The 14,589-nt window shown below is 72.2% G+C and carries 16 protein-coding genes and 1 riboswitch; of the genes, 9 read left to right on the top strand and 7 right to left on the bottom strand.

Going from position 1 to position 14,589, the window contains the following annotated elements; all coding sequences use genetic code 11:
- Positions 1-217, bottom strand: a 217-nt coding sequence (locus RWM17_RS06600; RefSeq protein WP_399540205.1) for a hypothetical protein, incomplete at its 3' end; no start/stop codon positions are given.
- 11 nt (positions 218-228) lie between these two features.
- On the opposite strand from RWM17_RS06600, the gene RWM17_RS06595 reads away from it, so the two are divergent.
- Complete coding sequence (locus RWM17_RS06595) at positions 229-1,053, top strand: aminotransferase class IV (protein WP_314102213.1); 825 nt, start codon at positions 229-231, stop codon at positions 1,051-1,053.
- A 76-nt stretch (positions 1,054-1,129) separates the two neighbouring features.
- Positions 1,130-1,786: a DedA family protein gene (locus RWM17_RS06590; protein ID WP_314102212.1), complete on the top strand. Its 657-nt coding sequence runs from the start codon at positions 1,130-1,132 to the stop codon at positions 1,784-1,786.
- A 51-nt stretch (positions 1,787-1,837) separates the two neighbouring features.
- Here RWM17_RS06590 and RWM17_RS06585 read toward each other — a convergent pair whose 3' ends face one another.
- The 5 genes from RWM17_RS06585 to RWM17_RS06565 form a co-directional block, all read right to left on the bottom strand.
- Entirely contained in the window at positions 1,838-2,770 is a 933-nt protein-coding gene (locus RWM17_RS06585) for an ABC transporter substrate-binding protein (protein ID WP_314102211.1), read from the bottom strand.
- Entirely contained in the window at positions 2,767-3,510 is a 744-nt protein-coding gene (locus RWM17_RS06580) for an ABC transporter permease (protein ID WP_314102210.1), read from the bottom strand. The genes RWM17_RS06585 and RWM17_RS06580 overlap by 4 nt, the downstream gene beginning before the upstream one ends.
- Positions 3,507-4,235: an ABC transporter permease subunit gene (locus tag RWM17_RS06575; protein ID WP_314102209.1), complete on the bottom strand. Its 729-nt coding sequence runs from the start codon at positions 4,233-4,235 to the stop codon at positions 3,507-3,509. The genes RWM17_RS06580 and RWM17_RS06575 overlap by 4 nt, the downstream gene beginning before the upstream one ends.
- Positions 4,232-5,137, bottom strand: a complete 906-nt coding sequence (locus RWM17_RS06570) for an ATP-binding cassette domain-containing protein (RefSeq protein WP_314102208.1) — start codon at positions 5,135-5,137, stop codon at positions 4,232-4,234. The genes RWM17_RS06575 and RWM17_RS06570 overlap by 4 nt, the downstream gene beginning before the upstream one ends.
- 131 nt (positions 5,138-5,268) lie before the next feature.
- Positions 5,269-5,916 carry a TetR/AcrR family transcriptional regulator gene (locus tag RWM17_RS06565; protein ID WP_314102207.1) on the bottom strand — a complete coding sequence of 216 codons (648 nt, stop codon included), beginning with the start codon at positions 5,914-5,916 and terminating at the stop codon, positions 5,269-5,271.
- A 150-nt stretch (positions 5,917-6,066) separates the two neighbouring features.
- Between RWM17_RS06565 and RWM17_RS06560 the strand changes: the two genes are divergently transcribed.
- The 7 genes from RWM17_RS06560 (at position 6,067) to RWM17_RS06530 (ending at position 12,868) form a co-directional block, all read left to right on the top strand.
- Positions 6,067-6,789, top strand: coding sequence for an SOS response-associated peptidase (locus RWM17_RS06560; protein ID WP_314102206.1), 723 nt, complete (start codon positions 6,067-6,069; stop codon positions 6,787-6,789).
- Positions 6,790-6,833: 44 nt separating this feature from the next.
- Positions 6,834-7,886: a phosphatase domain-containing protein gene (locus tag RWM17_RS06555; RefSeq protein WP_314102205.1), complete on the top strand. Its 1,053-nt coding sequence runs from the start codon at positions 6,834-6,836 to the stop codon at positions 7,884-7,886.
- Between the two features lie 96 nt (positions 7,887-7,982).
- Positions 7,983-8,330, top strand: a complete 348-nt coding sequence (locus RWM17_RS06550) for a helix-turn-helix transcriptional regulator (RefSeq protein ID WP_314102204.1) — start codon at positions 7,983-7,985, stop codon at positions 8,328-8,330.
- A complete protein-coding gene (locus RWM17_RS06545) occupies positions 8,327-9,607 on the top strand; it encodes a type II toxin-antitoxin system HipA family toxin (protein WP_314102203.1) in 1,281 nt (426 codons plus the stop codon). Before RWM17_RS06550 ends, RWM17_RS06545 begins: the two co-directional genes overlap by 4 nt.
- A 73-nt stretch (positions 9,608-9,680) precedes the next feature.
- On the top strand, positions 9,681-10,007 hold the full coding sequence (locus tag RWM17_RS06540) for a DUF6504 family protein (RefSeq protein WP_314102202.1): 327 nt from the start codon (positions 9,681-9,683) through the stop codon (positions 10,005-10,007).
- Positions 10,008-10,062: 55 nt separating this feature from the next.
- A riboswitch (FMN riboswitch) is annotated at positions 10,063-10,201 on the top strand.
- Between the two features lie 70 nt (positions 10,202-10,271).
- A complete protein-coding gene (pnuC, locus tag RWM17_RS06535) occupies positions 10,272-10,958 on the top strand; it encodes a nicotinamide riboside transporter PnuC (RefSeq protein WP_314102201.1) in 687 nt (228 codons plus the stop codon).
- Between the two features lie 98 nt (positions 10,959-11,056).
- Complete coding sequence (locus tag RWM17_RS06530) at positions 11,057-12,868, top strand: glycoside hydrolase family 15 protein (protein WP_314102200.1); 1,812 nt, start codon at positions 11,057-11,059, stop codon at positions 12,866-12,868.
- 67 nt (positions 12,869-12,935) lie between these two features.
- Here RWM17_RS06530 and RWM17_RS06525 read toward each other — a convergent pair whose 3' ends face one another.
- Positions 12,936-14,300 carry a glucose-6-phosphate dehydrogenase gene (locus RWM17_RS06525; RefSeq protein ID WP_314102199.1) on the bottom strand — a complete coding sequence of 455 codons (1,365 nt, stop codon included), beginning with the start codon at positions 14,298-14,300 and terminating at the stop codon, positions 12,936-12,938.
- Positions 14,301-14,589 lie beyond the last annotated feature (289 nt).

The following is a 14,589-nucleotide window of genomic DNA, read 5'->3' as shown; positions in this document are numbered from 1 at the left end:
GGGGATCGGCGAGGCCGGCCCGGAGCTCGGCCCACGCGACGGCCAGGTCGTCGGGACCCGACGCCGTGAGCGCCGGGCCCCAGGCGACGACCGAGCGCCCCGACGAGGCACCGGGGCCCGCATCGGTCCAGACGACGTCGCCGGTGCGGGCGAGGGCGAGGACGACGGCCTCCGGGTCGCGCCACGAGAGCGGACGACGGTGGACCGGGAGACGCATACCCTGAGTGTATGAGCCCCGGCGAGACCCTCCTGTGGCGCGGGGGCGAGCTCGCGTCGCCGCCCGCAGAGCCGACGGCACCGACGGCGGAGCAGCCCGCGGCGTCGGCCCCCGACGTGCTCGTCGCCGACTCGTGGCTCGTGCTCGACGGCGCCGTCCGCGCCCTCGACGTGCACCGCGACCGCTTCACGTCGTCCGTGGCGGCCACGGGCCTGGTCGCCGACGACGACGTCGAGGCCTTCTGGGGCGCCGTCGTCGACCGCCTGCCGCGGGACGGTGCCTGGTTCCCCCGCGTCGAGCTCGTCCGCGACGCCGCTGGGGCACCCGAGCTGCGCGCTCGACTGCGGACCGCTCCCGACCGCACGAGATCGGTGCGGGTGGCGACCGCGGCCCGCGACCCCCGCAGGTCGCCCCTCGTCAAGGGCCCCGATCTCGCCGCCCTCGGCGACCTGCGATCGGAGGCCGCTTCTCGCGGAGCGGAGGAGGCGGTGATCCTCTCCCCCGAGGGCCACGTCGTCGAGGGCGCGTGGAGCTCGCTGGTCTGGTGGCGCGGCGACTCCCTCTGCACGCCGGCGGACGACCTGCCCCGCCTGCCCGGGGTGACCTCGCGCACCGTGCTCACCCTCGCCGCCGTGCTCGGCGTCGACGTGCTGCACGACCGGACGACGCCGGCGGAGCTCGACGGCGCCGAGATCTGGTCGCTCAGTGCGCTGCACGGCGTCCGCATCGTCTCCGGGTGGGTCGACGGCCCGTCCCCGGCGGAGCAGCCGGGCCGGCTCGCCACGTGGCGGGCTCGCCTCGACGCCCTGCGCCGCCCGCTCCCGGCGAGGTCCTGACCGACCTGCGAGACCAGCGGGCTCCCGACCGGCGAGACCAGGGGGCTCCCGGCCGGCGGTGAATAGGATCGGCCGGGTGGACGACGCGCTGACAGGACTCCTCGACCTCGTGCAGTCGGTCGACCCGCTCCTCCGGACCCTGCTCGCGGGGCTCGCCATGGTGCTGGAGACGAGCGTGCTGCTCGGGCTGCTCGTGCCCGGGGACACCGTGGCCGTGGTCTCCGCGACCGCGGTGGTCGGCCCGATCGAGTTCGCGTCGCTCGTCGTCGCCCTCGTGCTCGGCGCCCTCACCGGCGAGAGCATCGGCTTCGCGCTCGGGCGGCACTTCGGCCCGGCCATCCGGCGCAGCCGTCTCGGCCGTCGCCTCGGCGAGCACAACTGGATCAGGGCCGAGAACTACCTCGCCCGACGCGGCGGCATCGCCGTCTTCGTCTCGCGCTTCCTGCCCGTGCTGCACTCGCTCATCCCCCTGACCGTGGGCACGAGCCCGATGCGCTACCGCACCTTCCTGGCCTGGACCACGCCGGCCTGCCTCCTCTGGGCGACGGCGTACGTGTCGGTGGGCGCTGCCGCCGCCGGCAGCTACCGGGAGCTCGCCGACCGCCTGCACGGCGCCGGCTACGTCTTCGTCGGCATCGTGGTCGCGTTCGCCGTGGTCGTGCTGCTCGTCAAGCGGCTCGTGCACCGGCGCGAGGAGAAGCACATGGCCCACCCGGACGACGACGCCGTCTGACGGCGGAGGGGCCGGCACGTGCGTGCCGGCCCCTCCTCTGCTCGTCGCTGGTCAGCCGACGAGCCCCTTGCTCTCGAGGAAGTCCTTGGCGATGGTGCCCTCGGACTCCTTGTCGGTCTGGCTCTTCGAGTTCATCTCCTGCAGGTCGGCCGAGGTCAGCGCCGCGTCGACCGCGTCGATGATGTCCTGGGCGCCCTGGTCGACCTTGTCCGACACGATCGGCACCACGTTCTGCGGCAGGATCATGTTCTCGGGGTCGTCGAGGGTGACGAAGTCGTTCTCGACGATCAGCGGGCTGGCCGAGTAGAGGTCGGCGATCTGGACGCTGCCGTCCGACAGTGCCTTGGCCGTCAGCGGGCCGCCTCCGTCGTCGATCGGGGTCGAGGTGACGTCGACGCCGTAGATGCTCTTCAGGCCGGGAGGGCCGTAGGGACGGTCGACGTTCTCGGGCGGGGCGCCGAGGGCGATCGAGCCGGAGTAGTCCTTGAGGTCGGCCAGGCTCGTGATGCCGTTCTCCTCGGAGAACTCCTTCGTCACGTTGTAGCTGTCCTGGTCCGTCGCCTCGGCGGCGGCGAGGCTGGTGAGGCCGTCGGGCAGCGCGTCGGCGAGGGCCGACTCCACCTCCTCGGGCGTCTTGGCCGTCGTCTCGGCGTCGTAGAACTGGAGCAGGTTGCCCGAGTACTCGGGGAACACGTCGATGCTGCCGTTCTCGAGCTCGGGCAGGTACACCTCGCGCTGGCCGATGTCGTATTCCCGGGAGACCTCGTAGCCGCCGTCCTCGAGCGCCTGGGCGTAGAGCTCGGCGATGATCTTGTTCGAGTAGTACTGCTGCGAACCGATCACCAGGGCGTCGGAGGACGACGCCGTGTCGTCGGAGCCGCTGCTGAGGGGGTCGCTCGACGAGCACCCTGCCAGGGCCACCACGGCCCCGATCGCGACTGCGCCGAGAACGGTGAGCCGGCCTTTCTTCGCTGTGTCGTTCACTGTGTTCCTTCTTCCTGGAGGGGTGTTGCGGTGCCCGGGGCGCGTCGGGCGACGCGCGCGCGGGAGTCGGTGGGGCGCCCTGCGGTGACGCCGGTCGGGACGACGAGGCGCTGGACGACGGAGAAGACGACCTCGAGGGCCACGGCGAGGGCGATCACGAGGATCGAGCCGGCCAGCATCGTGCCGTAGTCGTTGGCCCGCAGGCCCGTGATGATGTAGCTGCCGAGGCCGCCGGAGCCGACGATGGTCGCGAGCGTCGCCGTCGCGACGACCTGCAGCACGGCCGAGCGGATCCCGCCGATGAGCAGGGGCAGCCCGAGGGGCACCTCGACGCGCGTGACGATCTGCCACTCGGTCATGCCGACGGCGCGGGCGGCGTCGACCGTCGAGCGGTCGACGGCCTCGAACCCCGCGTAGGCACCGGCGAGCACCGAGGGGATCGCGAGGATGACGAACGAGATCATCGGGGCCGTGAGGCCGATGCCGACCCAGCCGGCGATGAGCGTGATGACGCCGAAGGTGGGCAGCGCCCGGGCTCCCCCCGAGACGGCGACCGCGATCGCACGCCCCCGACCCGTGTGGCCGATGGCGAAGCCGACGGGGATCGCGACGATCGACGCAAGAGCGACCGCCACGACCGAGTACCAGAGGTGCTCGCCGAGACGGGTGGGGATTCCGTTCGGGCCGGCCCAGCTGCTGCCGTCGCCGATGAACGCGAAGGCCTCCGCGAAGAAGTTCACGAGCGCACCGCCTCTCGGCGAGGCGACCGGGGCGAGGAGGCGTCGGTCTCGGAGGAGCGGGTCGACGACCGCCTCGAGGAGGCGCGGCGCGGCCTGCCGGGACGGCTCCACGGCATCAGCGCGCGGCCGAGGAGCACGAGCAGCCCGTCGAGCACGAGCGCCATGACGATGGTGATCACGATTCCCGCGAGGATCTCCTCGGGGATGTCCCGCTGGAAGCCGTCGATGAAGAGCAGCCCGAGGCCGTTGACGCCCAGCACGCCGCCGACGGTGGCGAGGCTGACCGTGCTGACGACCACGACCCGGAGGCCGGCGAGCATGACGGGGCCCGCGAGGGGGAACTCGACGCGCCAGAAGCGCTGCCAGCTCGAGTAGCCCACGGCCGTCGCCGACTGGCGCACGTCGACCTCGACGGCGCCCAGGGCGTCGGCGACCGAGCGGACCATCAGTGCGACCCCGTAGAGCGTCAGCCCGATCACGATGTTGACGGGGCTGCGGAGTGACGTGCCGACGAGGGCGGGGAGGGCGACGAACAGGGGCAGCGACGGGATCGCGTAGAACAGGCCGGCGACCGTGAGGATGCCGCGGGACACGCGGTAGCGGTTCGCGAGCCAGCCGATCGGCAGCGAGATGACGAAGGCGAGGACGACCGGAGGCACGCTGAGGGCGAGGTGCACCAGCGTCTTGTCCCAGATGTAGTCGGCGTTCGACCAGATCCAGTTCACGACGCGTGCCCACCCTGCGCCGGGGCACCCGGAGCCTGGACGGCACCGGCCTCGCTCGGGGTCGCCGGTCTCGCGTGCGGCACGGTGGCGGGTTCCGTCAGCACACCGGTCGTGCGGCCCTCGTCGTCGACGACGACCTGGCCGGTGGCGGTCTGCTCGATGTGCAGCGCCCGCTTGCCCCGGTTCGAGCCGACGAAGTCGGCCACGAAGTCGCTGGCCGGATCGGAGAGGATCTCGGCGGGCGAGCCCTTCTGGGCGATCTTGCCGCCCTTCTCGAGGATGACGACCTGGTCGCCCAGCAGGAAGGCCTCGTCGATGTCGTGCGTGACGAACACGACCGTCTTGTCGAGCTCGCGCTGCAGCCGGACGAGCTCACGCTGCAGGTCGGCCCGGACGAGCGGGTCGACGGCGCCGAAGGGCTCGTCCATCAGGAGGATGTTCGGGTCGACGGCGAGGCCCCTGGCCACGCCCACTCGCTGCTGCTGGCCGCCGCTGAGCTGGCTCGGCCAGCGCTCGGCGAGCGAGCGGTCGAGGCCGACCGTGTCCATCAGGTCCAGGGCCCGGCTCCGCGCCTCCTTCTTGGAGACGCCCTTGAGCACGGGGACGGTCGCGATGTTGTCGACGACCCGGCGGTGCGGCAACAGCCCCGAGTTCTGCATCACGTAGCCGATGCTGCGGCGGAGGCCCACGGGCTCGAGGCCGCCGATCTCGTCGCCGTCGATCTCGATCGACCCGCTGGTCGGGTCGACCATCCGGTTGATCATGCGGAGGATGGTGGTCTTGCCGCAGCCGCTCGACCCGACGAAGACGGTGGTCTCGCGCGACGGGATGACGAGGCTGAAGTCGTCGACGGCGAGGGTGCCGTCGGGATACTGCTTGGTCACCGAGGTGAACTCGATCATGGGTGGCTCATTCCTCGTGGGCAGCACGAATCGACACTTGCCAGTCCCGACACTGAACCACACGACGACGGATGAGGGCCGTCACCGCCTCCTCTGTTTCGCAGAACGGACGGGGAAGGGCCAGCGACGAGTCAGGCGAGGGTGAGGTGCGCCTCGAGGTAGGACTTCGACACGCGACGGCACTCGTCCACGAAGCGCGCGTCGCCGTCGCCGCCGGCGAGGAACGCCCGCGCCAGGAGCGAGACGCCGATCTCGACCACGACCTGCACGGCGAGCTCGGAGTCGGCGTCGCGGACGACTCCGAAGCGCTGCTCGAACATCCCGAGCACGGCCTCGGCGAAGGAGCTGAGCGAGGAGGTGGCCTGCGGCGAGCCCGCGTCGGGAGCGTCGCTGAAGCGGATGGCCCGGAAGCCGGGCTCGTTCCGGTAGAGCTCGACCTTGGAGTCGATCACGATGTCGACGGCGCCGCGCCAGTCGGCCGCTCCGTCGGCGTCGAGGGTGTCGGCCACCCGGTTCGTCAGGCGCTGCACGCAGCGCAGGGCGAGGGCGTCCACGACCGCGATGCGGTCGGGGAAGTACCGGTAGACCGTGCCGATGGAGGCGCCGGCCCGCTCGGCGACCATCGCCGTCGTCAGGCGCTCGTAGCCGATCTCGTCGATGATCGCCGCGGCGGCGTCGAGGAGGCCGGTGAGCCGTGCGGAGCTGCGAGCCTGCACGGGCTCGTTCCTGAGCAGCGACGAACCCCCGGGCAGTGCGTCGTGGACGTCGGTGACGAGCAAGGGGTTCTCCTTCGTGCGGCGTCGCCGGGGCGACGTGGTGCGTGCGGTGCGGTGCTGGTGGGCGGTCAGTGACCGGCGGGTCAGGGCCCTGAGGGGGCGTCAGGGCGACCTCGTCGACCGATGTCGGTCGCAGCCGGGAGAATGGTGCGCATGTGCGGACGATTCGTGATGGCGCGTGCCTCGAGCGACCTGGTGCCCTTGTTCGACGTCGACGTCTCGGGCGACAGTCTCCCAGACCCTTCCTGGAACATCGCTCCGACCCGCCCGGTGACGGTGCTGATCGACGCGGCGCCCCGCGGGGACGACGCGGGCGGGCCTCCCGTGCGCCGCCTCGCCGCCGCTCGGTGGGGCCTGGTCCCGGCCGGCTCCGACGGTCCTGCCGGGCCCCCGGTGTTCAACGCACGGTCCGAGACGGCCGCAGAGAAGCCGATGTTCCGCGAGGCCCTGGCCTCGCGGCGGGCCCTCGTGCCGGCGACGGGCTGGTACGAGTGGCAGGCGCTTCCCGACGGGGGCAAGCGTCCCGTCGCCGTGCGGCTCCCCGACGACGAGGTGCTCCTGTTCGCCGCGCTGTACGAGTGGTGGCGCGACCCGGGCGCCGAGGTCGGGTCGCCGTCCCGGTGGCTGCTGTCCACGACCGTGCTGACCCGCGCCTCCTCGGGTCCGCTCGCGGCGGTCCACGACCGGATGCCCGTGCTCGTCGGCGCCGACGTCATGGACGACTGGCTCGACCCGGAGGCCGAGGGCGACGACGACCTGCTGCAGGGCGTCGCGGGGCTGTCCGACGAGATCGCCGCTCGGCTCGTCGTGCACGAGGTCTCCCCCGACGTCGGCTCGGTCGCGAACGACTCCCCCTCCTTGCTGCTGCCCGTGTGAGGCAGTGAGGGCGCACGGTCGGTCGACCGTGCGAGGATGACCGGATGCCCGACATCCGAAAGCAGGCCCCGGCCGCTGTCGAGCCCCTCCTGCACCGGGCGGCGCGCATCGAGAACTCCGTGCACCGGTTCCGCGAGAAGCGGGCGCGCAAGCGCGGCCTGCGTCCGACGATCGTGCCGTACACGGGCTACGGCTCGAGCGGGTGGGTCCGCGTCCTGTCGCGCGTGCTGCTCACGCGGACCGGCACCCTCGACGGCGCCGACCGCGCGAACGTCCGCGGCTGGCGCAGCTTCACGAGCGTGCCGGTCGAGCACGCGGTCGTCGAGGTGACCATCGGCGGACGGACGCAGACGGTGACCACCGACCGCGGAGGCGTCCTCGACGTACGGCTCGAGTCCGACCTCGCGCCGGGCTGGCACGTCGTGACGATCACGACCGAGGGCTCCCTCCCGGTGGAGGCGCCGGTCGCGGTGATCGACCCCGACGCACGGTTCGGCATCGTCTCGGACATCGACGACACGGTCATGGTGACGTCGCTCCCGAGGCCCCTGCTCGCGGCGTGGAACACCTTCGTCCTCAACGAGCACGCTCGGCGGCCGGTGCCCGGCATGGCCGTCCTGTACGAACGGCTGCACGCCTCGTCGGGAGGCTGCCCGGTCGTCTACCTGTCGACGGGCGCCTGGAACGTCGCCCCCACGCTCTCGCGGTTCCTGTCGCGGAACCTCTACCCCAGCGGGCCCCTGCTGCTCACGGACTGGGGTCCCACGCACGACCGCTTCTTCCGGAGCGGTCGACTCCACAAGCAGGGCTCGCTCGACCGGCTGGCGGAGGAGTTCCCCCGGGTGCGGTGGCTTCTCGTCGGCGACGACGGGCAGCACGACGAGGAGCTGTACGGCCGGTTCCTGCACGACCACCCCGAGAACGTGGCCGCGGTGGCCATCCGCGAGCTGTCGCCGAGCGAGGCCGTGCTGGCCGGAGGGCGGTCACGGTCGGAGCACGCGCAGGGCACCGATGTCGCCTGGGTGTCCGCGCCGGACGGCGCCGGCCTCTGGGACCAGCTGACGGAGGCCGGGGTCGTCGCCGCCCGGACGCCCTGAGCTGTCACGATGAGTTGCGGTCCTGCTATGACGGGAAATCCGGTTGTCAGGACGCGATATTGCTCTTATGATCGGAAATCCACGTACAGGAGGACCATGATGGATCAGCCCTTCCCTGACCCCTCCGCGCGGTCCACCGTCGAGTGGGAGGCCCGGATCGGCAGCCAGGTGCGGGCGTCGCGACTCGACGCCGGGCTCGACCAGATCTCGTTGGCGCGCCGGGCCGACCTCTCGACCAGCACCCTCCAGTCGCTCGAGAACGGCCGCGGGAGCACGCTCTCGACCCTGGTCCGCGTGCTGCGGGCCCTCGGCGCCGAGGACGCCCTCGACGCCCTGACCCCGGCGAGCGCCGTGAGCCCCATCGACGTCCTCCGGTCGGCCGACCCGGCCCCGCGTCGTCGCGTGTACCGGCCACGGGCACCGCGCGGGAGCAGCGGGTCGTGAGCTGGGTGCCGGTCCAGGCGGTCGAGGTCACGGCCTGGGGCGAGCGGGTCGGCGCGGTCGCCCTCGACCCCGCGCTCGGTGCGTACGTGTTCGAGTACTACCCCGAGTGGGCGGCGCGAGGCGTCGAGCTCGCCCCGCTGACCATGCCGGTCCGTCGGCGCCGGCACGTGTTCCCGCAGCTGCCGGAGGCGACGTTCCACCGTCTCCCGGCGTTGCTGGCGGACGCGCTGCCCGACGACTTCGGGAACGCCGTGATCGACGCGTGGCTGGCGCGGCAGGGCGTCGGGCGCGGGGCGGCGACGCCGCTCGACCGGCTGGCGTACATGGCGGACCGGGCGATGGGCGCCCTCGAGTTCCGGCCGTCCCGGGGGCCGCGTCACCGGACCGCGAGCGCGGTCGAGCTGAGCGACCTGGTCGCGGGTGCGCGGAGCGTGCTCGACGCCGAGTTCTCGGACGACCGGGAGACCGAGTCGGCGGTCCGCTCCCTGATCCAGGTGGGGACGTCGGCAGGAGGGGCGCGGGCCAAGGCCGTGGTCGCGTGGGACCGCGAGACCGGCGAGGTCCGGTCCGGCCAGCTGCCGGCTCCCGAGGGGTTCGAGCACTGGCTGCTGAAGCTCGACGGCATGGGCGCCGACTCGGAGCTCGGGCAGGGCGACTCGTCGGGCAGGGTGGAGCTGGCGTACTCGGCGATGGCGGGGGCGGCCGGCATCGACATGGCCGAGTGCCGGCTGCTCGAGGAGGGCGACAGGGCCCACTTCATGACCCGGCGCTTCGACCGGCTGCCGTCGGGCAAGGCGCACACGGTGACCCTCTGCGGCACGGCGCACCTCGACTTCCGTCAGCGGCAGGTGCACGACTACGGGCAGCTGTTCGACGTGGCGACCCGCGTCGTCGGGCGGGAGGCGCTGCCGCAGGCGTTCCGGCGCATGGTGTTCAACGTGCTGGCGGCGAACAACGACGACCACACGAAGAACACGTCGTTCCTGCTCCGGTCGGCGACGTCGTCGTGGGAGCTGGCGCCCGCGTACGACGTGACGTTCGCGCACAACCCGACGGGCCGGTTCACGTACCAGCACCTGATGGGGGTCGACGGCGTGTGGCGCGACCCTGCCGAGGCGGACGTGATGCGCCTGGCCGACCGCCACCTCGTCCCCGGCGCCTCGGACATCGTGGCGGAGGTGCACGACGCGGTCGCCGGCTGGCGTGGCTTCGCCGACGAGGCAGGGGTGCCGGGAGGCGTCGCGCGGCACGTGCAGGAGAGCCTGCTGCCCTGGTGACGGGGACCCCTGGCCGATGTCGGGGGCCCGACCTACACTCGTGGTCGAACACACGTTCGAACGAGGAGGCGGCATGAAGGTCGACGAAGCGGTGCCGGTCGAGACGACCGAGGGCGGGGCGCCGTTGCGGTTCGTCTGGCGGGGGGTCGTGTACGGCGTGGTGAGCCCGCCAGAGCGGTGGGTCACCCGACGCGAGTGGTGGAGATCGGCGGCCAGGGCGCCCCGGGGTTCCGGGGAGGCGCTGCTCGAGCTGCCGGTCTGGCGGGTCGACGCGCTCCCGCTGACCGACGGGGCGCACCGGGTCGACGGCACCTTCGACCTCGCCTGCGACGGCACCGACGGCTCGTGGCTGCTGCTCGGCGTGTTCGACGACCGGGTCGAGCAGCAGCTGTTCGCGTGACGCCGCGAGACGTCCGCGACCCCCGGGAATGCCCGGGGTGCGAGACTCGTTCTCACGAGTGCTTCGGGGACGGTGTGATTCCGTACCGGCGGTGACAGCCCGCGACCCTCTCGACACCGAGAGGCTGATCCAGTGACAGCCCTGCGAGGGCCATTCTGGAGCCGACAGTAAAGTCTGGATGAGAGAAGCGAGCGTCGATCGCGCCTGTGGTCGCGCCTCCCCGATCCGACGACGCCCGGCGTCGTCACCGACGAGGAGGACACGATGACCCTGATCCGCTGGCTGTTCGACGCGCAGCTCGTGCTGGGCGACCAGACGATCCTGTGGCGCGAGGTGATCGGCAACGTCTTCGGGCTGCTGAGCGCCCTCGGCGGCATGCGCCGCAAGGTGTGGGCCTGGCCGGTCGGCATCGTGGGCAACGCCCTGCTGTTCACCGTGTTCCTCGGGGCCGTCTTCGACAACCCGAACCCGGTGAACCTCCTCGGCCAGGCAGGGCGCCAGGTGATGTTCATCGCGGTGTCGATCTGGGGCTGGTACCGCTGGAGCCGCTCCCGCGACGGAGGCGCGAGCTCCCCTGTCGAGCCTCGCTGGGCCGGCGCGAAGAACCGGGTCGTGCTCGTCGTGGCCCTGTTCGGCGGGACCGCCGTCCTCACCCCCGTCTTCAGCGCCCTGGGCTCGTACGAGCCCGTGTGGGCCGACGCCTGGATCTTCACGGGCTCGCTGCTCGCCACCTGGGGCATGGCCAAGGGCTGGGTCGAGTTCTGGCTGATCTGGGTCGCCGTCGACCTCGTGGGCACGCCCCTGCTCTTCAGCGCCGGCTACTACGCCTCGGGCCTCATGTACGTCTTCTACGGCGCCTTCACCCTGGTCGGCTTCTTCGTGTGGGCGCGCACCCGCCGCAGCAAGCCGCAGGTCGAGACCCTCTGGCCCGACCCGACGCTGCAGCGCTGAGCTGAACTGAGCCGGCGGGGCAGGGCGGGGCGGGGCTGCGCACCGGCCCGCCCGTCAGGGCCGGGCTGGATCCGAGCAACCGCTGGCAGGATGTGCCCATGCCCCTGGCCATCGAGAACTACGCGCTCATCGGCGATCTGCACACCGGCTGCCTCGTGGGCACCGACGGCAGCATCGACTGGCTCTGCCTGCCCCGCTTCGACTCGGCCTCGACCTTCGGCGCGCTGCTCGGCGACCATGACTCCGGCCGGTGGCTGGTCGCCCCCCGCGACGCCGACGCCACGTCGACCCGGCGCTACGTCGACGGGACCTTCGTGCTCGTCACGACCTGGACCACGCCCACCGGGGTCGTCGAGGTCACCGACCTGATGCCCTACGGCGACCGACGGGCCGACGTGGTCCGGCGCGTGACCGGCGTCTCCGGGACGGTCACGATGCACGTCGACCTCGCCATCCGCTTCGGCTACGGCACGGCCGTCCCCTGGGTGCGCCAGGTGCCCGAAGCCGACGGGACCGCCCTGGTCGCCACGGCGGGGCCGGACGCGGTAGTCGTCCGGGGCCCGCGCCTCACCGCCGCCGACCACACCCACGAGGCCGACTTCGACGTCGCGGCCGGCGAGACCGTCGACCACACCCTCACCTGGTACCCCTCGCACCGGGAGCCGCCCACCGCGATCGACGTGACGGCCCGGATCGACGAGACGGTCACGTGGTGGCAGCAGTGGGCGGCCCGGTGCACCGCTCCCCCCGTGTACGAACGGGAGGTGCACCGGTCGCTGCTCATCCTGCGCGCGCTCACGAACGAGGACACCGGCGGCATCGTGGCGGCCGCGACGACGAGCCTGCCCGAGCAGTTCGGCGGCTCACGGAACTGGGACTACCGCTACGTCTGGCTTCGCGACGCCTCCATGACCCTCCAGGCGCTCATCCTGCACGGCTACGCCGAGGAGGCCGACCGGTGGCGCGGCTGGCTGCTGCGGGCCATCGCCGGCGACCCCGCCGACGTGCAGATCATGTACGGCCTGGCCGGCGAGCGCTACCTGCACGAGAGCGAGCTCGGCCAGCTGCCCGGCTACGACGGCGCCTCCCCCGTCCGCATCGGCAACGCCGCCTACAAGCAGTACCAGGGCGACATCTTCGGCGAGGTGATGGTCGCCCTGCACGAGGCCCGGCTGCTCGGCGTCGAGGAGACCGAGTACTCCTGGCCGCTCCAGCGCGCCCTGGTGCAGTACGTCGAGGACAACTGGACCCGGCCGGACAACGGCATCTGGGAGATCCGGGGCGAGTTGCAGCACTTCACGCACTCGCGGGCGATGATCTGGGCGTCCCTCGACCGGGCGATCCAGGGCGTCGAGCAGTTCGGCCTCGACGGCCCCGTCGACCGGTGGCGGGCGCTCCGCGACGAGGTGCGCACCGAGATCGAGGCGAAGGGCTGGGACGCCGACCGCGGCACCTTCACGCAGTACTACGGCACGTCGGAGGTGGATGCGTCGCTGCTGCAGCTCGCCCAGGTCGGGTTCGTCGCCGCCGACAACCCGAGGATGCTCGGCACCGTCGCGGCGATCGAGGCGGACCTGCTGCACGACGGCCTGCTGCGGCGGTACCGCACCGAGAGCGGCGTGGACGGGCTGAGCGGCGCCGAGAACCCGTTCCTCACCTGCTCGTTCTGGCTGGCCGAGCAGTACGCGGCGTCCGGCCGCGTCGTCGACGCGGTGGCCTTGATGGACCGCCTCGTGGGCTACTGCAACGACGTCGGGATGCTGTCGGAGGAGATCGAGGTCGCGACCGGCAGGCACGTCGGGAACACGCCCCAGGCGCTCTCGCACCTCGCCCTCGTCCGTGCTGCCGATGCCATCGCGAAGGCGCAGCAGCAGGGCCCGTCCCAGGCCCGGGCCTCCTCCTCCGCCTGAGGCGGAGACGACGACGGCCGCCCTGCTCGAGGAGCGGGGCGGCCGTCGGCTGCAGGAGCGTCGAGGCTCAGGCGGGCCAGTCCGACGGGCCGGTCGAGCCGGCCGCGTAGGTGTCGAGCGGCACGTCGCCGGCCTTCCAAGCCTCGATCACCGGAGCGACGATCGCCCAGCAGCGCTCCGCGACGTCACCGCGGATCGACAGCGTCGGGTCGTCGTGGAAGATGCCGCTGAGGACCTCGCCGTAGGGGGTGAGCTCGGGCTTGCCCAGGGTGACCGACATCGTCGACTTCTCGAGGTCGAAGGGGTTGCCCGAGCCGTTGGTCGTGACGCCGAGCTCCATCGTCTCGGGGCTGATCTCGATGCGGAGCGTATCGGGCGTCGACGAGCCGTTGAGGCCCTCGGGGAGCGCGGGCACCGGCTTGAAGGTGATCAGCACCTCCTTGCGGATCTTCGTCATGCCCTTGCCCGAGCGGAGGATGAACGGAACGCCCGCCCAGCGACGGGTCTTGACCTCGAACTCGACCTCGGCGAGCGTCTCGGTCTGGCGCTCGACGTCGACGCCGTCCTCGTCGGCGTAGGCGGGCACGTCCTTGCCGTCGATGGTGCCGGCCGTGTACTGCGCGCGGCGGCTCGAGGCGATCGGGTCGGCGCCCTTGACCCACGTCGCGCGGAGCACTCGGGCGATCTCGCTGCGCAGCTCGACCGAGTCGATGCTCGACGGTGCGTCCATCGCGATGACGGCGAGCACCTGCAGCAGGTGGCTCTGGATCATGTCGATCAGCGCGCCGGCTTTGTCGTAGTACTGCGCGCGGCCCTCGAGGCCGAGGACCTCGTCGTAGAAGATCTCGACCTTCTCGATGTTCTCGCTGTTCCAGACCGGCTCGAAGAGGCGGTTGGCGAAGCGCAGGCCGATCATGTTGAGCACCGTGGCGCGACCGAGGAAGTGGTCGGTGCGGTGGATGCGCTCCTCCGGCACGATCTTGAGCAGCTCGGCGTTGAGCTCGCGGGCACTCGCCTCGTCGGAGCCGAAGGGCTTCTCGAGCGCGAGGCGGAGGCCGTCGGGCAGGTCGATCTCGGCGAGCGCCTGGATCACCTTGGTGCTGATGGCCGGGGGCAGCGCGAAGTACATGACGGGCGTGCCCTCGGACGCCTCGAAGAGCGCCTTCAGGTGCTCGACCGTGGTCGGGTCGCCCTGGATGTACTGGCTGGACGCCAGCGTCTTCTTGGCGAGGTCGCTTCCCGCGTCGCCGTTGAAGGCGGTCGTGACGACGTCGTCCCATTCTTCGGGGCTGCGCTCGCTGCGGCCGGTGCCGATCAGCTGCACGTCGACCCCGCGGTCGCTCTTCAGCAGGCTCGCGAGACCGGGGAGGAGGAGGCGCTCGGTCAGGTCCCCCGAGGCTCCGAGGATGATGAGGGTGGTGGTGTCTGTCACAGGTGCGGCTTCCGTGAGGGCGGCGACGGGTCGCCGCTCGGTGTGCGAGGGGTACGGGCTGCCGGGCCGGGGCGGGGTCGCGGCACGCCGTGGGCGCATCCGCGAGACCGGCGCAGGGCACGGCAGGGCGTTCGGCGACGATGCCTCCCCCACCGTACTGCGCCCGGGCGTCGGACGTCGTCAGCGTTCGCGGGCAGCGTCCCCCGCCTCGCCGTCGGCGGGCGGGTCGTCGGCGGGCTGGTCGTCTGCGGCCAGGCCGTCGGCGGCCGGGCCCTGCGCCTCCTGGCGT

It is taken from the genome of uncultured Frigoribacterium sp., from assembly GCF_963515265.1.
Lineage (GTDB): Bacteria > Actinomycetota > Actinomycetes > Actinomycetales > Microbacteriaceae > Frigoribacterium.
Note: the sequence above shows the minus strand (reverse complement) of the source record. Positions and strands in the feature narration are given on the sequence as shown.